18 protein-coding genes and 1 pseudogene are annotated in these 22674 nt (G+C 71.3%); 10 read left to right on the top strand and 9 right to left on the bottom strand.

Features of this window, described 5'->3' with window-relative positions:
• Positions 1 to 166 precede the first annotated feature (166 nt).
• Genes AB0N14_RS36145 through AB0N14_RS36165 form a run of 5 tightly spaced genes read right to left on the bottom strand, consistent with a single transcriptional unit; the run spans position 167 to position 5708 of the window.
• Positions 167 to 1477: a DUF58 domain-containing protein gene (locus AB0N14_RS36145; RefSeq protein WP_366029941.1), complete on the bottom strand. Its 1311-nt coding sequence runs from the start codon at positions 1475 to 1477 to the stop codon at positions 167 to 169.
• On the bottom strand, positions 1477 to 2469 hold the full coding sequence (locus AB0N14_RS36150; RefSeq protein WP_366029942.1) for a MoxR family ATPase: 993 nt from the start codon (positions 2467 to 2469) through the stop codon (positions 1477 to 1479). The genes AB0N14_RS36145 and AB0N14_RS36150 overlap by 1 nt, the downstream gene beginning before the upstream one ends.
• The gene (locus AB0N14_RS36155; protein ID WP_366029943.1) at positions 2466 to 3656 is read right to left on the bottom strand and encodes a DUF4350 domain-containing protein; all 1191 of its coding nucleotides are present in this window, start codon (positions 3654 to 3656) and stop codon (positions 2466 to 2468) included. The genes AB0N14_RS36150 and AB0N14_RS36155 overlap by 4 nt, the downstream gene beginning before the upstream one ends.
• Entirely contained in the window at positions 3653 to 4369 is a 717-nt protein-coding gene (locus AB0N14_RS36160; RefSeq protein ID WP_366029944.1) for a DUF4129 domain-containing protein, read from the bottom strand. The genes AB0N14_RS36155 and AB0N14_RS36160 overlap by 4 nt, the downstream gene beginning before the upstream one ends.
• 4 nt (positions 4370 to 4373) lie before the next feature.
• Positions 4374 to 5708, bottom strand: a complete 1335-nt coding sequence (locus AB0N14_RS36165) for a glycerophosphoryl diester phosphodiesterase membrane domain-containing protein (RefSeq protein ID WP_366029945.1) — start codon at positions 5706 to 5708, stop codon at positions 4374 to 4376.
• Positions 5709 to 5847: 139 nt separating this feature from the next.
• Here AB0N14_RS36165 and mtnA point away from each other — a divergent pair, with 139 nt between their 5' ends.
• The 7 genes and pseudogenes from mtnA to AB0N14_RS36200 all read left to right on the top strand — a co-directional run bounded on the left by mtnA (position 5848) and on the right by AB0N14_RS36200 (position 14505).
• Positions 5848 to 6993 carry an S-methyl-5-thioribose-1-phosphate isomerase gene (gene mtnA / locus AB0N14_RS36170; RefSeq protein WP_366029946.1) on the top strand — a complete coding sequence of 382 codons (1146 nt, stop codon included), beginning with the start codon at positions 5848 to 5850 and terminating at the stop codon, positions 6991 to 6993.
• A gap of 8 nt (positions 6994 to 7001) precedes the next feature.
• Entirely contained in the window at positions 7002 to 7691 is a 690-nt protein-coding gene (gene mtrA, locus AB0N14_RS36175) for a two-component system response regulator MtrA (RefSeq protein ID WP_366029947.1), read from the top strand.
• Positions 7692 to 7693: 2 nt separating this feature from the next.
• Positions 7694 to 9748, top strand: a complete 2055-nt coding sequence (gene mtrB, locus AB0N14_RS36180; protein ID WP_366029948.1) for an MtrAB system histidine kinase MtrB — start codon at positions 7694 to 7696, stop codon at positions 9746 to 9748.
• On the top strand, positions 9738 to 11570 hold the full coding sequence (locus AB0N14_RS36185) for an LpqB family beta-propeller domain-containing protein (protein ID WP_366029949.1): 1833 nt from the start codon (positions 9738 to 9740) through the stop codon (positions 11568 to 11570). Before mtrB ends, AB0N14_RS36185 begins: the two co-directional genes overlap by 11 nt.
• A gap of 117 nt (positions 11571 to 11687) precedes the next feature.
• A pseudogene (locus tag AB0N14_RS36190) lies at positions 11688 to 12542 on the top strand (ComF family protein); the annotation flags it as partial.
• Positions 12543 to 12830: 288 nt separating this feature from the next.
• Positions 12831 to 13553 (top strand): ribosome-associated translation inhibitor RaiA, encoded by a 723-nt coding sequence (gene raiA, locus AB0N14_RS36195; protein WP_366029950.1) that lies wholly within the window; start codon positions 12831 to 12833, stop codon positions 13551 to 13553.
• Between the two features lie 205 nt (positions 13554 to 13758).
• The gene (locus AB0N14_RS36200) at positions 13759 to 14505 is read left to right on the top strand and encodes a response regulator transcription factor (RefSeq protein ID WP_366029951.1); all 747 of its coding nucleotides are present in this window, start codon (positions 13759 to 13761) and stop codon (positions 14503 to 14505) included.
• Positions 14506 to 14526: 21 nt separating this feature from the next.
• Here AB0N14_RS36200 and AB0N14_RS36205 read toward each other — a convergent pair whose 3' ends face one another.
• Together AB0N14_RS36205 and AB0N14_RS36210 are read right to left on the bottom strand one after the other, a co-directional pair.
• Entirely contained in the window at positions 14527 to 15729 is a 1203-nt protein-coding gene (locus AB0N14_RS36205) for a crosslink repair DNA glycosylase YcaQ family protein (protein ID WP_366029952.1), read from the bottom strand.
• Between the two features lie 56 nt (positions 15730 to 15785).
• Entirely contained in the window at positions 15786 to 16358 is a 573-nt protein-coding gene (locus AB0N14_RS36210; RefSeq protein WP_366029953.1) for a GNAT family N-acetyltransferase, read from the bottom strand.
• Between the two features lie 318 nt (positions 16359 to 16676).
• On the opposite strand from AB0N14_RS36210, the gene secA reads away from it, so the two are divergent.
• Positions 16677 to 19487, top strand: coding sequence for a preprotein translocase subunit SecA (gene secA, locus AB0N14_RS36215; protein WP_366029954.1), 2811 nt, complete (start codon positions 16677 to 16679; stop codon positions 19485 to 19487).
• 77 nt (positions 19488 to 19564) lie between these two features.
• Here secA and AB0N14_RS36220 read toward each other — a convergent pair whose 3' ends face one another.
• Complete coding sequence (locus AB0N14_RS36220; protein ID WP_366029955.1) at positions 19565 to 20179, bottom strand: Rv3235 family protein; 615 nt, start codon at positions 20177 to 20179, stop codon at positions 19565 to 19567.
• Between the two features lie 285 nt (positions 20180 to 20464).
• On the opposite strand from AB0N14_RS36220, the gene AB0N14_RS36225 reads away from it, so the two are divergent.
• Complete coding sequence (locus tag AB0N14_RS36225) at positions 20465 to 20980, top strand: hypothetical protein (RefSeq protein ID WP_366029960.1); 516 nt, start codon at positions 20465 to 20467, stop codon at positions 20978 to 20980.
• A gap of 69 nt (positions 20981 to 21049) precedes the next feature.
• Positions 21050 to 21715, top strand: a complete 666-nt coding sequence (locus tag AB0N14_RS36230) for an HAD hydrolase-like protein (protein WP_366029957.1) — start codon at positions 21050 to 21052, stop codon at positions 21713 to 21715.
• Positions 21716 to 21807: 92 nt separating this feature from the next.
• On the opposite strand, the gene AB0N14_RS36235 is transcribed toward AB0N14_RS36230, so the two are convergent.
• Positions 21808 to 22374, bottom strand: coding sequence for a DJ-1/PfpI family protein (locus tag AB0N14_RS36235; RefSeq protein ID WP_200417727.1), 567 nt, complete (start codon positions 22372 to 22374; stop codon positions 21808 to 21810).
• Positions 22375 to 22674 lie beyond the last annotated feature (300 nt).

Here is a 22674-nt window from a genome sequence, read left to right on the forward strand (position 1 = left end):
ATGGTACTGCAGGGGGGACCCTGTGGGAGAGTAGGACACCGCCGAACAATTCTTGAGAAAACCCCCGTGCTATTCAGCACGGGGGTTTTCTGCGTTAAGGACAAAGACAAAGGATGAGGGGTCAGGGGGTGGGGCGCTGAAGCCCGCGGCCCCACGCCCCTTGGACTCAGAGCCGCCCCGCCGCCTTCAACGCCAAATACGCGTCCGCCAACGCCGGCGCCAGATCCTCCGGCGTCGCGTCCACGACCGTCACCCCGTGACGCCGCAGCTGCTCGGCCATGCGTGTCCGTTCCGAATGGGCCTGGGCCGCCGCAGCGGCCTCGTACACCGCCTCCGTGCTGCCCCGCGCCGTCGCCATGCGGGCGATGTGGGGGTCGGCGACCGATGCGAGCAGCACCGTATGGCGTTGAGTGAGCTGGGGCAGTACCGGAAGGAGTCCCTCTTCGATGGGGGCCGTGTCCAGTGTGGTCAGCAGGACGATCAACGAGCGCCGGGGTGCCGTCCGTAGTGCCGTGGCCGTGAGACCGCGTGCGTCCGTTTCCACGAGTTCCGGCTCCAGCGTCGCCATCGCGTTGACCAGCGACGGCAGGACATCGCCGGCGGCACGTCCCTGGACCACAGCGCGTACGCGGCGGTCGTAGGCGAGCAGATCCACGCGGTCTCCTGCACGGGCAGCCAGCGCGCCCAGCAGCAGCGCCGCGTCCATGGAGGCGTCCAGGCGTGGTGCGTCGCCGACCCGGCCGGCGGAGGTACGGCCCGTGTCCAGGACCAGCAGGATGTGACGGTCGCGTTCGGGCCGCCACGTGCGCACCGCGACCGAGCTCTGCCGTGCCGTGGCGCGCCAGTCGATGGAGCGGGTGTCGTCCCCGGGGACGTATTCGCGCAGGCTGTCGAACTCCGTGCCCTCGCCGCGCGTCAGCACGCTGGTGCGGCCGTCGAGTTCCCGCAGGCGGGCCAGTTTGGCGGGAAGGTGCTTGCGACTGGTGAAGGGAGGCAGAACCCGGACCGTCCAAGGGACTTTGTGAGTGCCTTGGCGGGAGAAGAGGCCGAGTGGTCCGTACGAGCGGATCGTGACGCGGTCGGCTTGGCGGTCGCCTCGGCGTGTGGGCCTCAGACGGGTCGTCACACGGCGGCGCTCGCCCGGAGGGATCGTCAGGCTGTGGCGGGAGGCGGCCACTTCGGTTCCGGTCTGCCAGCTGCTGGGCGGCCAGGCGTCGCGTACGTGGGCGCGCAGCGGCCGTCCTGACGGGTTGGTGACCGTGAGCGTCACGTCGGCCGTTTCGCCCAGGCGTACGGAGGCGTCGCCGGAGCGGGCCAGGCCCAGTCGGCGTACCGGTGCGGCCAGTGCGAAGTCGCAGGCACACGCCAGTGCGAGGGAGCCGTTGACGGCGAGGATGCCTGTCCAGCTGGGGTCCCAGATGCCGACCGGGAGGGTGCCGAGTGCCGCGAGGAGCGCGGCGCGTCCGGTGAGCGCCATCAGCGGGGGACGGGGACGTGGGCGAGGATCGCGTTGATGACCGAGTCGGTGGTCACTCCTTCCATCTCCGCCTCGGGCCGGAGCTGGACCCGGTGACGGAGTGTCGGAAGGGCGAGTGCCTTCACGTCGTCTGGGATGACGTAGTCACGGCCCGTCAGCCAGGCCCATGCCCGTGCTGCGGTGAGCAGGGCCGTCGCACCGCGGGGTGACACGCCGAGCGTGAGGGACGGGGATTCGCGGGTGGCGCGGCAGATGTCCACGACGTAGGCGGTGATCTCGGGAGAAACGGTCGTCTTGGCGACGGCGGCACGTGCGGCCTCGAGGTCCTCGGCGCTCGCCACGGGGCGTACGCCGGCGGCGCGCAGGTCGCGCGGGTTGAAGCCCGCGGCGTGGCGGGTGAGGACGTCGATCTCGTCCTGTCGGGACGGCAGAGGGACCGTCAGCTTGAGCAGGAAGCGGTCCAGTTGGGCCTCGGGGAGGGGGTACGTCCCCTCGTACTCGACCGGGTTCTGCGTCGCGGCGACCAGGAACGGCTCGGGGAGCGGGCGCGGGGTGCCGTCGACCGTGACCTGGCGCTCCTCCATGGCTTCGAGGAGGGACGACTGGGTCTTGGGCGGGGTGCGGTTGATCTCGTCCGCGAGGAGGAGGTTGGTGAAGACCGGGCCCGGCTGGAAGGAGAACTCGGCGGTGCGGGCGTCGTAGACGAGAGAGCCCGTGACGTCGCTCGGCATCAGGTCCGGTGTGAACTGCACGCGCTTGGTGTCGAGGTCGAGGGCTGACGCGAGCGCGCGGACCAGCAGTGTCTTGGCGACGCCGGGGACCCCTTCCAGCAGGACGTGTCCACGGCACAGCAAGGCGACGACGAGGCCGGTCACGGCGGGGTCCTGGCCGACCACGGCCTTGGCGATCTCGGCGCGCAGGGCCTCCAGGGAGGCGCGGGCTGCGCCCGGGTCCCCAGCGATCCCGGCGTTGTCAGTGGTCGGGTCCATCATGGACGGCGTACCTCTCTTTCGAGGGCGTCGAGTTGGTCGGCGAGGGCGATCAGGGCCGCGTCGTCACCGGGCGGCGGGCCGAAGAGGAGGGAGTGCAGGGACTGTCCGTCGCCGTGCAGATGGGCGGACAGCGCGGGGAGCAGGGCCTCGGGTGCGTGCGCCTGGGCGAGGGGGATGCCCACGAGGGGGGCGAGACGGGTGCGGGTGGTGGAGCGCAGAGCGGCGGCCGCTCGGTCGAGGGCGTCGGCTTTGCGGTAGAGGCGGGCGCGGCCTTCGACGGTTTCGGAGGCGCGGATCGCGACGGGGAGTTTTTCGGGGACGAGCGGGCCGAATCGGCGTGCTCGCCACAGGGCGGCCAGGGCTGCGGCGATGAAGAGCTGGAGCGCGCCCCACAGCCAGCCCGAGGGGAGCAGGTCGAGGAAGCTCTGGCCGCCCGAGTCGGTGGCCGAGGTGTCGGAGAGCGAGGGGAGGTACCAGACCAAGTGGGAGTGGGAACCGAGCACTTGCAGGGCGAGCGAGGCGTTGCCCTGCTCGCCGAGACGGTTGTTGTAGAGGATGTCGGGCGCGCCGAGGACGACGGTGTCGCCGGCCCCGGATGTGGCCGGGATGCGAACCAGGGTGGGCAGGCCCTCGCTGGGGTAGCAGCGCTCCGTGCGGGCGTCGCTCGTGCGGTAGCGGGCCCCGCCCGTGTCGGCGGTGCCCGCTCGCCGGGCCTCGGGCAGGTCGCAGACCGGCGCCAGTGTCGATTCGAAGCTGACGGCGGGGTCGGCGGAGACGCCGGGAGCCAGCGTGCCGGTGGACGTCTCCGGAGCGACGAGGATCGTCCGGCCGCCGGAGTTCTGCGTCGCTTGGTGCAGCAACTTCTGTTGACGGTGTGTCAGCTGATCGGGCGTGGCGACCAGGAGTGTGGTGTCGGTGCCGACAGCGGCGCGCGCCTCGTCGAGGGTGGTGACCACGCGCGTGGACACGCCCCGGTCGGCGAGGAGCCGCGCGACGGCGTGGCTGCCGGAGGGGTCGGCGGAGCGCGGGTCGAGGCGGCCGTGCCGGTCTCCGGATCGGACCACGGCGATCACGAGGGCACCGGCCAGCAGGATCACGACGGCGAGGAGCACACCGCGTGCCCGGGTCCACACCTGGCGCACGGTGGGCGAGGCCGACGTGGATGCGACTGTGGCCTCGGCGGTCATCCGGCGGCTCCCTGGCGGGTGTTGTGGGCCGCGCTGGGGGCGTTGCCGGCGAGGTGTGGCTTGGCGCCTTCCAGGTCGTCGTCGAGGGCGGCGAGCCGGCGGTACGTTCCTTCGCCCGCGGCCCGGCCGCCGTATGTGACGTCGTCGAAGTCCCGGGCGGCGGCGCGCAGCCGGTCCGCGTGGTCGGGGAGGGCGCGGCCGGCCTCGGATGCCGCCTCGTCGGCGGTGCGCCCTGGGCGGGTGTCGAGGAGGGCGCGTTCCTCCAGGGAGCGGACGACGGCGCGCATGCGTTCCTGGACGGCCTGGTTCCAGTGGCCCTGGGCGGCGTGCGCCTCAGCGGCCGCACGGTGTTCGGCGGCGCTGCGGGGGCGGTCGTCGAAGAGCGTGGCGGACGAGGTGGGCATGCGGCGCGGCGTGCCCAGGCGCCACCACAGGGCCGCGACGAGCGCCAGGACCACCACCACGATGACGAGGAGACCGACCGGGCCGCCGGGCGTCGCGGTGGAGGCCTCGGCGAAGAGCCGGTCCAGCCAGTCCCAGAAGGCGTTCAGGGCGCGCTGCAGCAGGCCGGGGTCGTTCTCGTGGTACATCCGTTTGGACAGCTCGCGCCGGGCCGCCTCACGCGCGGGGTCGCGCGGGATCGTCACCGGTGGTCCGTCGCCCGAGCGCCACAGCACCGGTGCGGCTCTCAGCGCTCCCCCCGTCAGTCTCACTCCGTCAGCTCCCCGCGGTGGTGCCGGGGACGTCGGAGCCGTAGCCCTGCAGGCCGGCGGCGCGGGCCAGCTCCACGTCGAGGGCCTCGCGGCGGATGCGCTGATCGATGTAGAGCAGCACGGTGACGCCCGCGGTGATCGGGAACGTGATCATGCGTCCGATCACCGAGCCCAGCCCGCTGATGATGAGGAACGCCCAGCCGGGGCTGCCGGTGGAGCCACCCATGAGGCTGCCGAGGCCGTCGCCGCTGAACACCCCGGCGAGGAAGGCGAAGGGTATGACGACGATCGACGCCACGATGCCCGCGATGAGCTGCGCGAGCAACTGGATGCCGAAGACCCGCCACCACGAGCCGCGCACCAACTTCACCGAGCGGCTCATTGCCTTGCGGATGCTCTGCTTCTCCAGCATCAGCGCGGGCGAGGCGAGCGAGAAACGGATCAGGATCCACAGAGCGACCACACCGGCGCCGAGGCCGCCGAGGACCGCCAGCGACACGCCCGCCGCGGTGGACCCGGACCAGACGATGAGGATGCCGGGCAGCGTGCCCACGGCGACGATCGCCATGCCCATGAGCGGCAGCAGGATGGTGAGCCCGCCGAGCCGGGCGAGCTGCGGACGTGCGTCGCGCCAGGCCTCGGCGGCGGTCACCGGCCTGCCGAGCACCGCCCTGCTGGTGACGGTCGTGAGCAGGGCGGTGGCGATGATGGTGCCGAGCAGCACCAGCAGCAGGACCACGGCGGAGCCCAGCAGCGCGTCGCCCAGGGCGCGGCTCACCTCGCTCATGGAGGCGCTGGGGTCGTTGAAGGTGTTCGTGTCGGTGGTGTCGTTCAGGACGAGGCCCTGCAGCAGGATGACGACGGTCTCCGTGACGACCGCGACGGTCAGAGAGATGCCGAGGACCGTGCGCCAGTAGGTGCGCATGGTGGAGACCGCGCCGTCGAGGATCTCGCCGACGCCGAGCGGGCGCAGCGGGATGACTCCGGGCCTGGCCGCGGGCGGCGGACCCCAGGCACCGCCCCAGCTTCCGTAGCCGCCGAACCCCTGTTGGGGGGCGCCCCAGCCGCCGCCGGGCCCTGCGTAGCCGCCAGCGGGAGGGCGGGCGCCCCAGCCCGGGCCGGTCGGGGGCGGCGGTGGGGCCTGGCCGGGGCCTTGAGGCTGAGGAGCGGTCCACTGTCCGGGCGGGGGCTGCTCCTTGGACCACGTGCCCGACGGCTGCGACTGATCGGTACCGCTCTGGTCCGAGGGCTGCTCCGGGGACTGCGCGCCGGAGGCGTCCGGCTGCTGCCCGTCGGAGGGGGCAGATCCGGGCGAGGCCCAGCCCGGAGTGTCGTTCATCGTCGCTCCTTCACGGTGCCCGTCCGCGGTCGCGGCGGCGGGTTGGCAGCCATCGTGCCACGCTGCGTCCGCCGGGGGACCGGGGGTGGTGCGCGCAGCAACCTTCAATAGTCGGCGCGGTACAGGGCAGACTGACCGCATGGCTGATCAGTACGCGCGATCCGGCGAGGAAAACGAGGCGGCTGCGATACCGGTGATCCGCTGGGACGAGCCGCCCGAAGGCCCCGTACTGGCCCTTCTCGACCAGAGAAGGCTGCCGGCCGAGGAGGTGGAGCTCGTGTGCACGGACGCGCCCGCGCTCGTGGACGCGATCCGCACGCTCGCCGTGCGCGGGGCACCGCTGCTCGGGATCGCCGGTGCGTACGGTGTCGCGCTCGCCGCCGCGCGCGGTTTCGACGTGGACGACGCCGCCGCCGCGCTCGCGGGCGCCCGGCCCACCGCGGTGAACCTCGCCGTCGGCGTGCGCAGGGCCCGGGCCGCGTACCGGGCCGCGCTCGCCGACGGTGGTGACCTGCGGCAGGCCGCCGAGGCGGCGCTCGCTGCCGCGCGGGCGCTGCACCGTGAGGACGCCGAGGCCAGCGCGCGGATGGCGCGGCACGGCCTGGCGCTGCTGGACGAGCTGCTCCCGGGCGGCGGGCACCGCCTGCTCACGCACTGCAACACGGGTGCGCTGGTGTCCGGCGGGGAGGGCACGGCGTTCGCGGTGGCGCTGGCCGCACACCGGGCGGGGCGGCTGCGCAGGCTGTGGGTGGACGAGACGCGTCCGTTGCTGCAGGGTGCTCGACTGACGGCGTACGAGGCGGCCCGCAACGGGATGGCGTACACCTTGCTCACGGACAATGCGGCGGGCTCGCTGTTCGCCGCGGGCGAGGTGGACGCGGTACTCATCGGGGCGGACCGGATCGCGGCCGACGGCTCGGTCGCGAACAAGGTGGGGAGCTACCCGCTCGCTGTGCTGGCCCGGTACCACCACGTGCCGTTCGTCGTGGTGGCGCCGGTGACGACGGTGGATCCGGAGACACCGGACGGGGCGTCCATCGAGGTGGAGCAGCGGCCCGGGCACGAGGTCACGGAGTTCACCGCACCTCAGGTGCAGGTGGCTGGAGCGGAAGCGGGAGGCGGGATACCTGTGGCACCCCTCGGGACCCAGGCGTACAACCCGGCGTTCGACGTGACGCCTCCGGAACTGGTGACGGCGATCGTCACCGAGGAGGGCGTCGCGTCGCCTGTGACGGCCGATTCACTTGCTGCGCTGTGTGACAGGTCACGCCAGGTAACGATTTAGTTAATGGGATGATGTGGTCCATGAAGGGACGAGTCCTTGTCGTCGACGACGACACCGCACTGGCCGAGATGCTCGGCATCGTGCTGCGTGGTGAAGGTTTTGAGCCGTCTTTCGTAGCCGACGGTGACAAGGCGCTGGCCGCCTTCCGTGAGACCAAGCCCGACCTGGTGCTGCTCGACCTGATGCTGCCGGGTCGGGACGGCATCGAGGTCTGCCGTCTGATCAGGGCGGAGTCCGGTGTGCCGATCGTGATGCTCACCGCCAAGAGCGACACCGTGGACGTGGTGGTGGGCCTCGAGTCCGGCGCGGACGACTACGTCGTGAAGCCCTTCAAGCCGAAGGAGCTGGTGGCGCGCATCCGGGCGCGGCTTCGCAGGTCGGAGGAGCCGGCGCCGGAGCAGCTCGCCATCGGGGACCTGGTCATCGACGTGGCCGGTCACTCGGTGAAGCGCGACGGGCAGTCGATCGCGCTGACCCCGCTGGAGTTCGACCTGCTGGTGGCGCTGGCGCGCAAGCCGTGGCAGGTGTTCACCCGCGAGGTCCTGCTGGAGCAGGTGTGGGGCTACCGCCACGCGGCGGACACCCGCCTGGTGAACGTGCACGTCCAGCGGCTGCGCTCGAAGGTCGAGAAGGACCCGGAGAAGCCGGAGATCGTGGTGACCGTCCGTGGCGTCGGCTACAAGGCCGGGCCGAGCTGACCATGACCCAGGACAGTGCCGCTCCGGCGCCCGGCCGGCCTGGAGCCCACCCGGGGCGGCCTGTCGGTCGGCGGACGACGCGCTCGGGGTGGGAACGGTTCTTCGAGGGCGGCCTGCTTCAGGGAGGAGTCCACGGCAGCCCGGTCCTCCGGCTCGTCGTGCGCTGGGTGCGTCGCCCGCTGCTGCCGATGATGCGGCTGTGGCGGCGCAACATCCAGCTGCGGATCGTCGTCACGACCCTGCTGATGTCGCTCGGCGTGGTGCTGCTGCTGGGCTTCGTCGTCATCGGGCAGGTCCGCAACGGTCTGCTGGACGCCAAGGTGAAGGCGTCGCAGAGCCAGGCCGTCGGCGGGTTCACCGTCGCAGGGCAGAGGGCCGACAGCGCGGCCAGCGCGAGCGACGGCAACGACAACTCCGGCACGGGCAACAACCCGGTGCAGAACGTCAGCGGGTGGATGAGCGATCTCGTCGAGTCCCTGTCCAGCGGTGGCCAGGGTGCCTTCGACGTGGTCACGCTCAGCACCACCGCCGCGGACAACGACAACCGCGGCCTCGGTCCGCGCGCGTCGGGCGGGGTGGATCCGAGCCAGAGCGTGCCGGAGGACCTGCGTAAGCGCGTCGACGCGGGCATGGGCGTGGCCCAGAGCTACACCCGCATCGTCTACACCGACACCGGCCGGTCCACCCAGCCCGCGCTGATCATCGGCAAGCAGATCAACGACCCGAACGGTGACCCGTACCAGCTGTACTACCTCTTCCCGCTCACCCAGGAGGAGAAGTCCCTCAGCCTGGTCAAGGGGACGCTCGCCACCGCGGGGCTTTTCGTCGTCGTACTGCTCGGCGCCATCGCCTGGCTCGTGGTGCGCCAGGTCGTCACGCCCGTACGGATGGCCGCGGGCATCGCCGAACGGCTGTCCGCCGGGCGTCTGCAGGAACGTATGAAGGTCACCGGCGAGGACGACATCGCGCGTCTGGGCGAGGCCTTCAACAAGATGGCGCAGAACCTGCAGCTGAAGATCCAGCAGCTGGAGGACCTGTCGCGGATGCAGCGGCGGTTCGTCTCGGACGTGTCGCACGAGCTGAGGACGCCGCTGACGACCGTGCGTATGGCGGCCGACGTCATCCACGAGGCGCGCGTCGACTTCGACCCGGTGACCGCGCGGTCGGCGGAACTGCTCGCCGACCAGCTGGACCGGTTCGAGTCGCTGCTCGCGGACCTGCTCGAGATCAGCCGATTCGACGCGGGCGCGGCGGCGCTGGAGGCAGAGCCGATCGACCTGCGGGACGTCGTGCGCCGGGTGGTGAGCGGGGCCGAGCCGCTCGCCGAGCGCAAGGGCACGCGGATCCGGGTCGTCGGCGACCAGCAGCCCGTCGTGGCCGAGGCGGACGCCCGGCGTGTCGAGCGGGTGCTGCGCAACCTGGTCGTGAACGCGGTCGAGCACGGCGAGGGCAAGGACGTCATCGTCAAGCTCGCCGCGGCGGGCGGCGCGGTCGCGATCGCGGTGCGCGACTACGGCGTGGGGCTCAAGCCCGGGGAGGCGACCCGGGTGTTCAGCCGCTTCTGGCGGGCGGACCCGGCACGCGCGCGTACCACCGGGGGTACGGGTCTGGGGCTGTCCATCGCCCTGGAGGACGCGCGGCTGCACGGCGGCTGGCTGCAGGCGTGGGGCGAGCCGGGAGGGGGTTCGCAGTTCCGGCTGACGCTGCCGCGGACCGCGGACGAGCCGCTGCGGGGCTCTCCGATACCCCTGGAGCCGCTGGACTCACGGCGCAACCGTGGGCTCAGCGACGCCGGACTGCCGCAGGGAGGCTCCGGCAAGTGCGCCACGGTGCCGGCGCAGTCGACCGGTGAGAAGGCGGCCGGACGTGACCCGATCGCGCCGCGGCTGACCGTGACGCCGACCGCGGACCCGACGGCGATGCCCGGCAACGGGGCGCGCGTGGTGCCACGGCCCGCCGGGGGCGCGCGACGCCCGGACGACAGAGCACAGGAGCCGCCGAGGGACGGCGGCGGACCCGACGAGCGTGAGGAAGGGGAGGCGTTTCGTGGGCGCTGAGGGGGGCGGTCGGCGGCGTGCGCTGCTCAGGGGGGTGTATGCCGGCTGTGGTGCCGTACTGCTGGCCGGGTGCGCCTCGATGCCGGACAGCGGGGATCTGCGGGGGGTCGAGTCGACGCCCCGGCAGGACGCGCAGGTCCGCGTCTTCGCGATGCCCCCGCGTGAGAACGCCGGGCCCGCGGAGATCGTGCAGGGCTTCCTGGAGGCGCTGACCAGCGACGACCCGCAGTACGAGACGGCACGCAAGTACCTGACGGCCGCCGCGTCGCGCGGGTGGAACCCCGACGCGTCCACCACGGTGCTCTCCGACGGACCGAACACGGTGCCCGAGCACGCCTGGAGCCGGGAGGCGGGCGACGACTACGCGTACACGCTGACCGGCACCAAGCTCGCGATGGTGGACGAGCAGCACGCCTACACGCCGGACTCGGGGACGTACAGCGCCACGGTGCACCTGACGCTGGTGAAGAAGACCGAACAGTGGCGCATCGACGCGCTGCCGCAGGGCGTGGTGATGGGCAGGTCCGACTTCCAGCGCAACTACGTGTCGGTCAACAAGTATTACTACGCCGCGAACGTGCCCGCAGGAGAGGGCGGACAGCTGAGTACCGTCGCGGACCCGGTGTACGTGCGCAGCAAGGTGGACCCGGTGACGTCGACGGTCCGCGCACTGCTGAAGGGCCCCACACGCTGGCTGGACCCCGTGGCGACCTCGAGCTTCCCCTCGGGCACGGCACTGCGGAAGGACGTCACCTCCCTGTTGCCCGACGACCAGAACAAGCTGACGGTGCTGCTCAACGACAAGGCCGACCGGGTCGGGGCGACGCAGTGCGACAGGATGGCGGCGCAGCTGCTGTTCACTCTGCAGGACCTGACGCCCACGGGCGTGAGCCAGGTGGAGCTGCGCGGGTCGAAGGGCACGAAGCTGTGCGCGCTCAACGAGGACCGGGCCGAGGTCATCGCCTCGCACGGCACGGGCCGGCGACCCGAGTACGAGTACTTCATCGACGGCAGGCAGCGGCTGGTGCGCCTGCCCGGCGGCAGCGGCTCCAAGCAGCCCGAACCGGTGCCGGGCCCGTTGGGTGAGGGAGAGAAGCCGCTGCGCGCGGCCGCCGTTTCGCGGGACGAGGACACCGCTGCCGGCGTCTCGGCCGACGGGCAGTACCTGTACGTGGGCTCGCTGGCGTCGGGCGCCTCGCTGGGGAACGCGGTGCTGACCAGTGGCGGCGCGTCGAAGGACGACCGGCTGACGACTCCCAGCTGGGACGGCGGGGGTGACCTGTGGGTGGCCGACCGTGACCCGAAGCGGCCTCGGCTGCTGATGCTGCAACAGGGCGCGGGCACGCCGGTGGAGGTGCGCACACCGGGCCTCGACGGGCGGATCGACGCGGTGCGGGTGGCGGCCGACGGTGTGCGGATCGCGCTGATCGTGGAGAAGGACCGCAAGACGTCCCTGCGGATCGGGCGCATCGAGCGGGACAGCGGGAGGGGCGGACAGCCTGCTGTGTCGATCCTGGAACTGCACTCGGTGACTCCGCAGCTGGAGGAGGTCACGGCCATGTCGTGGGCCGGTGACAGCCGGCTCGTAGTGGTCGGCAGCGAGGCCGGCGGGGTGCAGCAGATCCGGTACGTGCAGGTCGACGGCTCGACGCCGACGGGCTACCCGCCCGCCTCGCTGACGGGCGTGAAGCAGATAGCGGCGTCCGAGGACGAGCGGCTGCCGCTGGTGGCGTACTCGGAGGACGGGATCGTGCGCCTGTCGGCGGGGGCTCAGTGGCAGAAGGTGGTCAAGGAGGGGACGGCGCCGGTCTACCCAGGGTGACGCCGCGCGCCCCGAGCAGGGCTCTCCGCCGGTGGTTCGACGGCCGCCGCCCGGTTGTCCACAGGGAGTTTTCCACAGAGGTGGCAGGCCGGTGCGGGCGTTGGCACAGTGGTTGCCATGCGGGGGTGGTGGCAGGACCTCACCGACTTGGTACTGCCGGCCGAGTGCGGAGGCTGTGGCAGGCCGCGCACGGTGCTCTGCCCGGAGTGCCGTGCGGCCCTCCACGGCACCGCGCCACGCCGGGTGCGGCCGGTGCCGGAGCCGGGGGGCCTGCCCCCGGTACACGCGGCGGCGCCGTACGAGGGCGCGGTCCGCGCCACGCTCCTGTCCCACAAGGAACGGGGCGCGCTCACCCTGGCGGGACCGCTGGGGACGGCTCTGGCGGGGGCGGTGCGGGCCTGCTGCGGCTCGGTGGCCTCCCGCGCCGGTGGCGGTCCGGCGCCCGTGCTGCTCGTGCCCGTCCCCTCCGCGCGGCGCGCCGTGCGGGCGCGAGGGCATGATCCGACGCGGCGGATCGCGCTCGCCGCGGCGGGACAGCTGCGTCGGGCCGGGACGGCGGCCAGGGTGGCGGCCGTGCTGCGGCAGCGGCGGGTCGTGGCCGACCAGGCGGGGCTCGGCTCCCGGCAACGGCTGACCAATCTCGCGGGCGCTCTGGAGGTGGCCGCCGGCAGCGCCCGGCTGCTGGCCGGCGGGCGGATCGTCCTCGTCGACGACCTGATGACGACGGGCGCTTCGTTGACGGAGGCGGCACGCGCGGTACGGGCGGCTCTCGCGGAGGCCGACAGTGCGGACAGGGAGGTGTATGCGCGCGTGGCAGGGGAAGCAAGGGGGGAACGAAGAGCGAGGGAGACGACGGCACCGGCACACCGGCCGCCGGGGCCGTGGGGAACGGCCGCTGGAAACGGCCCCCAGAACCGGATTTGCGCGGCCGTGGTCGCCGCCTCGCCGGAGGCTTTCGAAACAAACCGGAACCGACCGAGAACTTGCGTCGTTGCAGGTATTGAGCAGGTCAATTCACCTGAACGGAGGTACGCCGCAGTAGAGGGTGACGACATCCGTCCGGGCGAGATATGTTCGGTTGAGAGGGAAAGGCGCAGCCCGTCCCTCCCTTGTCCGAATGCCGTGCTGCGGGTTTTCTGCAATCACCCGTAGCGGTGGGGTGGAGAGCTCGCCCCCGGGGGAGGAGGAGGTGGACGTCACCGAGTCCGAGGTTCCGGCGCTCGCCGGAGTCTGGTGCACAAGGGAGATGCTCCGCCGGGAATGCGGAGCGATCCGGGAACGGAGTTCTGCGTGGACATCGTCGTCAAGGGCCGCAAGACCGAGGTGCCCGAGCGGTTCCGGAAGCACGTGGCCGAGAAGCTGAAGCTGGACAAGATCCAGAAGCTGGATGCCAAGGTGATCAGCCTCGATGTCGAGGTGTCCAAGGAGCCCAACCCGCGGCAGGCCGACCGCTGTGAACGAGTGGAGATCACCCTCCGCTCCCGTGGCCCGGTGATCCGGGCGGAGGCAGCGGCAAGCGATCCGTACGCGGCACTCGACCTGGCGGCGGAGAAACTGGAGGCCCGGCTGCGCAAGCAGCACGACAAGCGGCACACCCGCCGAGGGGTCCGCAGGCTCACGGCAGCCGAGGTGCCCGACCACGTCCCGGGTGCCGCGACGCTCAACGGCAACGGCGGCCTCGTACCGGAAGAAGAATCGGACGGCGTGCCGACCAAGAAGATCGGATCGCTCGAGGTGAAGGGCGAAGGCCCCCTCGTCGTCCGCGAGAAGACCCACGTCGCGTCTCCGATGTCACTCGACCAGGCGCTCTACGAAATGGAGTTGGTCGGGCACGACTTCTATCTGTTCGTCGACTCCGAGACCAAGCAACCCAGCGTCGTCTACCGGCGGCACGCCTACGACTACGGCGTCATCCACCTCAGCACCGACCAGATGGTGGCCGAGGCACAGGCGGCCGACGCCGGCGGAACGCTCCGCGGCTGAGCCCGCCAAGTCATGGCTGAACCCGGTGCCCCTGGTGAGCCCGTGCGCCCCCAGGGGCACCGGTGTGCCACCACTTCGCGCCGCGCTCTGTCACCTGACTGTCGCTCGGGCATGGAATCATGGCCAAAACGGCTCAACCGGTGGGTCGTTGCCTTGGGTTGGCGATGGCACAGGACCACAGGCCACAGCCTTCAGGGGGAGGAACATGGCGGACAGCTTCGGACCGACGCAGGACGAGAACGCCGACGGCGGCGTCGCCGGCACGGTCCCGGAGACGGGCCCTGCACGCAAGGAGCCGATCCGCGTTCTCGTCGTGGACGACCACGCCCTCTTCCGCCGCGGCCTGGAGATCGTGCTGGCGGCCGAGGAGGACATCCAGGTCGTCGGCGAGGCCGGGGACGGCGCGGAAGCAGTCGACAAGGCGGCCGATCTGCTGCCGGACATCGTGCTGATGGACGTGCGGATGCCCAAGCGGGGTGGCATCGAGGCATGCACCTCCATCAAGGAGGTGGCGCCCAGCGCCAAGATCATCATGCTGACGATCAGCGACGAAGAGGCCGATCTCTACGAAGCGATCAAGGCAGGCGCCACGGGATACCTCCTCAAGGAGATCTCCACCGACGAGGTGGCCACCGCCATCCGCGCGGTCGCCGACGGGCAGTCGCAGATCAGCCCCTCCATGGCGTCGAAGCTCCTCACCGAGTTCAAGTCGATGATCCAGAAGACCGACGAGCGCCGGCTGGTCCCGGCGCCGAGGCTCACCGACCGGGAGCTGGAGGTCCTCAAGCTCGTCGCCACCGGAATGAACAACCGGGACATCGCCAAGGAGCTGTTCATCTCCGAGAACACCGTGAAGAACCATGTGCGCAACATCCTGGAGAAGCTGCAGCTGCACTCCAGGATGGAGGCCGTGGTCTACGCGATGCGGGAGAAGATCCTCGAGATCCGCTAGCGGGGCCGGACAATCCAGGGATCAGCCCAGGGCACGGGCCAGCTCCCGGACGAGCGGCTCGCGCAGTTCCGGGGCGTCCACCACCTCCACGCGGACGTTCGTGCAGTCCACCCAGCTCGCCGCCTCCAGCAGCGCCTGGGCCACCGACGGGACAGCCTTCGCACCGTCCAGCGTGACCTGCCGGGCGACCAGCGTGCGGCCCTCGCGCGTGGGGTCGACCCGGCCGACCAGCCGGCCGCCGGCGAGGACCGGCATCGCGAAGTAGCCGTACACCCGCTTCTGCCTGGGGACGTACGCCTCCAGGCGGTGGGTGAAGCCGAAGATCCGCTCCGTGCGCGCCCGCTCCCAGATCAGCGAGTCGAACGGCGACAGCAGCGTCGTACGGTGGCGGCCGCGCGGCGGGGTCCGCAGTGCCTCCGGATCCGCCCAGGCAGGCTTGCCCCAGCCCTCGACCGTCACCGGGACCAGGCCCGAGTCCGCGATCACGGAATCGACCTGCTCGCCCTTGAGACGGTGGTAGTCCGCGATGTCCGCGCGCGTGCCGACGCCCAGGGAGCGGCCGGCCAGGGAGACGAGGCGGCGCAGGCACTCGGTGTCGTCCAGCTCGTCGTGCAGCAGCGCCTCGGGGACTGCGCGCTCGGCCAGGTCGTACACCCGCTTCCAGCCGCGGCGCTCGACGCACACCACCTCTCCGTACATCAGCGCGCGCTCCACCGCGACCTTCGTGCCGGACCAGTCCCACCACTCGCTGGTCTTCTTCGCGCCGCCCAGATCCGTGGCCGTCAGGGGGCCCTCGGTGCGCAGTTGCTTGATGACCTGGTCGTAGGCACCGTCCGGCAGGGTGTGGCTCCAGTGCGGGCGGGAGCGGTAGGCGCGGCGGCGGAAGGCAAAGTGGGGCCACTCCTCGATGGGCAGGACGCAGGCGGCGTGCGACCAGTACTCGAACGCGTGCGGGCCGGCCGTGGACCGGCCGTCGGACGAACGCGTCCAGTACGCCGAGTCGACCGTCTTGCGGCCTATGGCTCCCAGGCGGGCGTACGGAATGAGTTCGTGCGAGCGGGCCAGGACCGAGATGGTGTCGAGCTGGACGGCGCCGAGCCGGCGCAGCAGGCCACGCACGCCGGACCTGCGGTCGGGAGCACCGAGGAAGCCCTGTGCCCGCAGGGCGATACGGCGGGCTTCGTCGGCGGTCAGTTCGATGGTGGGGCGGGGGAGACTCGGCATGGTCACACCGTAGGGGGCGGCACTGACAACGCGGGAGGAGCTGCGAGAGCCCGCGCCTACGGTCCCGGTGCCGGCAGATACGCCGCCGTCGACGGCAGGCCCAGGTCCGAGGGCAGCAGGGAGCCGACCCAGCAGTCCCGGCGCACTCCCTTGTTGTTGATCGCGGACCGCAGCACCCCCTCGATGGTGAAGCCCGCGCGCTCCGCGACCGCCCGCGAGCCCGCGTTGCCGACCTCGGCGCGCCACTCCACGCGGTCGACCGACAGGTGGGTGAACGCCCAGTGCGCAGCGCGGAGCGTGGCCTCCGTGATGTAGCCGTTGCCCCGGTGCTCCTTCGTCGCCCAGAAGCCGACCTCGGCGACGCCCAGCGAGCGCATCGTCAGGCCGAGCATGCCCGCCAGCTCCCCGGAGGGGAGGAAGACGCCGAGCGTGAACATGGAGGCGTCCCTCCAGCCGTCCGGCGCGATCTGCTCGACGAACAGCTCCGCGTGTTCGCGCAGATACGGCGACGGGATCGTGGTCCAGCGCTGGATGTCGGGGTCCTGGGCTGCCGCGTACACCGCGTCGGTGTCCTGGGGGCCCACGGTGCGCAGCAGGAGGCGTTCGGTGGTCAGGGTGACGGGGTCCATCGCTTGATTCTGCTAGGGCCCCCGCCCGGTCGCCATGATTTTCCGTGTCATGCCGGGCCGCGGTCGCCGCCGGTGCCGGTCCGCGGCGCCCCTGTCCGCACCCGCCACGCCGTCGTCCGCGCCTGCCTCGTCACCTCGTGACTGCCCGGTTACTTTTCGTGGCACGGACGCGGCACCTTCCGCCACGCCCGTCCGTTGTCCTAGTGGCTGTCGGTGGCAGACCTCCCGGCGCGGCGGGGTCCTCGCTTACGATGGCCGTTGCTCAAGCTGTCATTTAACCGACCGTCCCAGGCCCGACCGGCAAGGAGACAAACCCCCGTGTCCGTCCTCTCGAAGATCATGCGTGCAGGCGAAGGCAAGATCCTGCGCAAGCTGCACCGCATCGCGGACCAGGTCAACTCCATCGAAGAGGACTTCGTCGACCTCTCCGACGCCGAGCTGCGGGCCCTCACCGATGAGTACAAGCAGCGGTACGCCGACGGCGAGAGCCTCGACGACCTGCTCCCCGAGGCCTTCGCCACCGTGCGCGAGGCCGCCAAGCGCGTCCTCGGCCAGCGGCACTACGACGTGCAGATGATGGGCGGCGCCGCCCTGCACATGGGCTATGTGGCCGAGATGAAGACCGGTGAGGGCAAGACCCTGGTCGGCACGCTCCCCGCGTACCTCAACGCCATCTCCGGAGACGGCGTCCACATCGTCACGGTCAACGACTACCTGGCCGAGCGCGACTCCGAGATGATGGGCCGCGTCCACAGGTTCCTGGGTCTGTCCGTCGGCTGCATCCTCGGCAACATGACCCCGGCCGAGCGCCGCGAGCAGTACGCGTGCGACATCACCTACGGCACGAACAACGAGTTCGGCTTCGACTACCTCCGCGACAACATGGCGTGGTCGAAGGACGAGCTCGTCCAGCGCGGGCACAACTTCGCGATCGTCGACGAGGTGGACTCCATCCTGGTCGACGAGGCCCGTACGCCGCTGATCATCTCCGGCCCGGCCGACCAGGCCACCAAGTGGTACGGCGACTTCGCCAAGCTGGTCACGCGGCTGAAGAAGGGCGAGGCGGGCAACCCGCTCAAGGGCCTCGAGGAGACCGGCGACTACGACGTCGACGAGAAGAAGCGCACGGTCGCCATCCACGAGTCCGGCGTCAGCAAGGTCGAGGACTGGCTGGGCATCGACAACCTCTACGAGTCGGTGAACACCCCGCTGGTGGGCTACCTGAACAACGCGATCAAGGCCAAGGAGCTCTTCAAGCGCGACAAGGACTACGTCGTCATCGACGGCGAGGTCATGATCGTCGACGAGCACACGGGCCGCATCCTCGCCGGCCGCCGCTACAACGAGGGCATGCACCAGGCGATCGAGGCGAAGGAAGGGGTGGACATCAAGGACGAGAACCAGACGCTCGCCACGATCACCCTGCAGAACTTCTTCCGCCTCTACAAGAAGCTCTCCGGCATGACCGGTACGGCGATGACCGAGGCCGCCGAGTTCCACCAGATCTACAAGCTCGGCGTCGTCCCGATCCCGACCAACAAGCCGATGGTCCGCAAGGACCAGTCGGACCTGATCTACCGCACCGAGGTCGCCAAGTTCGAGGCGGTCGTCGACGACATCGCCGAGAAGCACGAGAAGGGCCAGCCGATCCTGGTCGGCACCACCTCGGTCGAGAAGTCCGAGTACCTCTCGCAGCAGCTCAGCAAGCGCGGCATCCAGCACGAGGTGCTGAACGCCAAGCACCACGAGCGCGAGGCGGCGATCGTCGCCCAGGCCGGCCGCAAGGGCGCCGTGACGGTCGCGACGAACATGGCCGGCCGCGGTACGGACATCAAGCTCGGCGGCAACCCCGAGGACCTCGCCGAGGCCGAGCTGCGCCAGCGCGGGCTCGACCCCGAGGAGCACATCGAGGAGTGGGCCGCGGCCCTGCCCGCCGCCCTGGAGAAGGCCGAGCAGGCGGTCAAGGCAGAGAAGGAGGAGGTCGAGGCCCTCGGCGGCCTCTACGTCCTCGGCACCGAGCGCCACGAGTCCCGCCGTATCGACAACCAGCTGCGCGGTCGCTCCGGCCGTCAGGGTGACCCGGGCGAGTCCCGGTTCTACCTCTCGCTGGGCGACGACCTGATGCGCCTGTTCAAGGCCCAGATGGTCGAGCGCGTGATGTCGATGGCGAACGTCCCGGACGACGTGCCGATCGAGAACAAGATGGTCACGCGCGCGATCGCGTCCGCCCAGTCCCAGGTAGAGCAGCAGAACTTCGAGACCCGGAAGAACGTCCTCAAGTACGACGAGGTCCTCAACCGGCAGCGCGAGGTCATCTACGGCGAGCGGCGCCGCGTCCTGGAGGGCGAGGATCTGCACGAGCAGATCCAGCACTTCATGGACGACACGATCGACGCGTACGTCGCCGCGGAGACCGAGGAGGGCTTCCCGGAGGACTGGGACCTGGACCGGCTGTGGGGCGCCTTCAAGCAGCTCTACCCGGTGAAGGTCACCATCGAGGAACTGGAGGAGGCGGCCGGCGACCGTGCCGGTCTGACCGCCGAGTTCATCGCCGAGTCCGTCAAGGACGACATCCACGAGCAGTACGAGCAGCGTGAGGCCCAGCTCGGCTCCGAGATCATGCGTGAGCTGGAGCGTCGGGTCGTGCTGTCGGTCCTGGACCGCAAGTGGCGCGAGCACCTCTACGAGATGGACTACCTCCAGGAGGGCATCGGCCTGCGCGCCATGGCGCAGAAGGACCCGCTGGTCGAGTACCAGCGCGAGGGCTTCGACATGTTCCAGGCCATGATGGAGGGCATCAAGGAGGAGTCCGTCGGCTACCTGTTCAACCTGGAGGTCCAGGTCGAGCAGCAGGTCGAGGAGGTCCCCGTCGAGGACGCCCAGCCTTCCCTGGAGAAGGAGGAGGCCGTGGCGGCCCAGGCGGCCCGCCCGGAGATCCGCGCCAAGGGCCTGGAGGCCCCGCAGCGCCACGAGCGGCTGCACTTCTCCGCGCCGACCGTGGACGGTGAGGGCGGCATCGTCGAGGGCGACTTCTCCAGTGACGGCGAGCCGGTCCGGTCGGAGGCGGACGGCCTGACCCGTGCCGAGCGCCGCAAGCAGGCCAAGGGCGGGCGGCGCCGCAAGAAGTAGCGGGGCCGCAAGAAGCAGCGGCGTCGCGTGGTGAGGGGCCGGGCACCCGAGGGTGCCCGGCCCTCCCTGTTCGTACGTCACACGCCGTCCCCGTGCGGCGTCCGCGGTCCGCCCAGTTCCACCGCCGTGCAGCGCCAGCGGTGGTCCCGGCCGCATTCCAGGCGGAACGCCATCGCGCGGAGCTGGTCGCCCGCGCCGATACGGGCGAAGGCCTCGATGGCGCCGGGGCGCGGGACGTAGTAGCCGATGTCGCGGACGACCGGGCGGGTGCCGCGGGTGCGGAGCGCGCCGCGTTCCGCGAGCCGGGCCAGGTCGTCGTAGGCCCGGCCGACGGTGTGCCGGAGCATGCTGTGCACCGGGCGCTGACCGCTCAGCACGGACAGCAGGCGGTCGGCGAAGACGTCGGTGGGGCGGACGTGCGGCACGGGCCCGAGCGGCCCCTGGGCGGCCTGCCCGGGCGGCGATACGGCAGTCGCCGACGTGGCACTGCCCGACGTGGCACTCGCCGACGTGGCCCCCGCCGGCGTGGTGGACGGCCGCTGGAGCGTCCTCGTCCGCGACGGGCCCTGGCCCGGTTCCGCGCGCCGCGGTGTGCTGCCCGGGCGGCGCGTGTCGTGGCGGACCGGCGGGCGGGCGCCCGGGGCGGGCTTCGTCCTGGTCATCGCCTGGTTCCTGGTCATCACCTTGTGCATGGCGGATCCCCGTTTCGCGAGGCCGGTGAGTACCGGTCGGTAACTTCTTGGGGATCTTGTACGGGCGGACGACCGCCGCGCAACGAAGCCGGGAGCGTGCCGGGCCGACCGGAGAGTTCACCTATCAGGGTGAGAGGCGGGGCGAAGTCCCGGCGACGGCGCGGGTTCACAGGGTGAGTCGTGCCGGCCCTGGTTGACGCCTTCCAGGGGCGCGGGCGGGACCCGAAGGGGGACGCCCACACGTATCCTGAGGTGACCCCTGACCGACTACGAAAGCGGCTCGCCATGCGCGTCTACGTCCCCCTGACCCTCTCCGGTCTCGCCGAGGCGTACAAGACGGGCGAGCTGGGCGCCGAACCGGTCGTCGCGTACGCCGTCACGCCCGCGCTGCGCGAGTGGTACCTCTCCGACGACATCGAGGAACTGGAGTACGCGGCGCTGAGCCGGGCCGCGCTCGCCTCCCTGCGCCTGCTGGCGGCCGACCCGGGGACGCCCCGGCGGCGGGTCGTGGTCGCGGTCGACGTCCCCGACGGCGCGGCGACCACCGATCCCGACCGCGGACTCGACCCGGCGGCGCTCGGCGAGGTGCGCGTCGTCGGCCCCGTGCCACTGGCCAAGGTGGCCGCCGTGCACGTCGACGCGTCCGACGCGGAGCCGGACGTGACCGCGGCTGCGGAGGCGCTGGAGGCGGCCGACCGCGGGGACGACGACGCGCAGTTCCTCGTGGACGGCGCCGAGGACCATGAACTGCTCTGGTACGCCACGCAGGAGATCCCGAACCTGCTCGGCTCCACGGACTGACCCAGGCGTTCTCGCGGCCGCCAGGGCGCGCACCGGTGATTGTCAGTGCCGCCGGGTACGTTTCATGGCATGGGGACGTACGGAAGCGCGCACATCGTGTGGGACTGGAACGGGACACTGTTCCACGACAATGACGCAATCATCGGGGCGACGAACGCGGCGTTCGCCGAGCTGGGGCTGCAACCGATCACGCTGGAGCAGTACCGGGCGCTGTACTGCGTGCCGGTCCCGAGGTTCTACGAGCGGCTGATGGGGCGACTGCCGACGGACACCGAGTGGCAGCTGATGGACGAGGTCTTCCACCGGTACTACGCGGAGCACCGCGTCCGCTGCGGGCTCACCGAGGGCGCGGTGGAGCTGCTGGCGGGATGGCGGTCGGCGGGCCGCAGCCAGTCGCTGCTGAGCATGTACGGGCACGAGGAACTGGTCCCGATGGTCCAGGCGCTCGGGATCGAGGCGCACTTCGTACGGGTACAGGGGCGCACCGGACCGTCCGGCGGCAGCAAGGCGGAGCACATGGTCCGCCACATACGGGCGCTCGACGCCGTGAATCCGGCGCGCACGGTGGTGATCGGGGACGCCGCCGACGACGCGGTCGCCGCCCGCCACGTCGGGGCACGGGCCGTGCTGTACACCGGGGGCTCCCACAGCCGCGCCAGCCTCGAGGAGGTCGGCGTGCCGGTGGTCGACACGCTTCAGGAGGCGGTCGCGGAGGCGGAGCGCCTGGCGGCCTGAGGAGGCCCGAGCGCTTCGCCGGAAGTGCCACGACGGGCGGCCATCGGCGGAAGGGTGCGGCGCCCGGCGGGCACCGCACCCGGGTGACGGGCTCAGGTCACCGGCGCCTTGGCGCGCAGGACGGTCAGGAACTCCCGCATCCAGCCGGAGTGGTCGGGCCAGGCCCGGGACGAGACGAGCGTTCCGTCGACGACCGCCTCGACGTCCTGGAAGTCGGCCCCGGCCGCCTGCATGTCCAGCTCCAGCGCCGGATAGGCGGTGACGCGCCGTCCGCGCAGGGCGTCCACCGCCGCGGTGAGCAGGGGACCGTGGCAGATCTGGGCGACCGGCTTGTCCGTGTCGAAGAACGACTTGAGTATCTTGCGGAGTTCGGGGTCGTTGCGGAGGTACTCCGGGGCGCGCCCGCCCGGGATCACGACGGCGACGTAGTCCCCGGGGTCGACCTCGGAGAAGGCGAGGTCGGCGGGCCAGCTGTAGCCGGGTTTCTCGGTGTAGGTGTCGAAGCCGGGTTCGAAGTCATGGACGACGAAACGGAGCTGTTTGCGGGTCGGGGCCGCGATGTGGACCTCGTAGCCCTCCTCCCGCAGGCGCTGGTACGGGTAGAGGACCTCCAGTGATTCCGCCGCGTCGCCGGTGACGATCAGGATCTTCTGCGTCATGGTGGCCGCGCTCCCCTCGGTGGTGTGGACGGCTGCGTCGGGTTGCTTCTGGCAACGTGCCTCGGCCGCAGGCGCTTGCCAAGGGGCCGCGCACTGCCCGGCACTGCCTCCTGACGGCCCACACAGCCGGTACAGCCATGCTCGCACCGTGCGCCCTGCACGGCATCGCCCTCGGTGCCCCTGTGCAGAACGTCAAAGTTGGACCCCCTGTTTTGTACACATACGGCTCATGACTTGCCCCCCACGGGGAGCGATAGCCTTGTGGCGTGATCAGCGCGATAGCTCGCGGGGACGTCGCCG

This window comes from Streptomyces sp. NPDC051104 (genome assembly GCF_040682835.1).
GTDB lineage: Bacteria > Actinomycetota > Actinomycetes > Streptomycetales > Streptomycetaceae > Streptomyces > Streptomyces cynarae.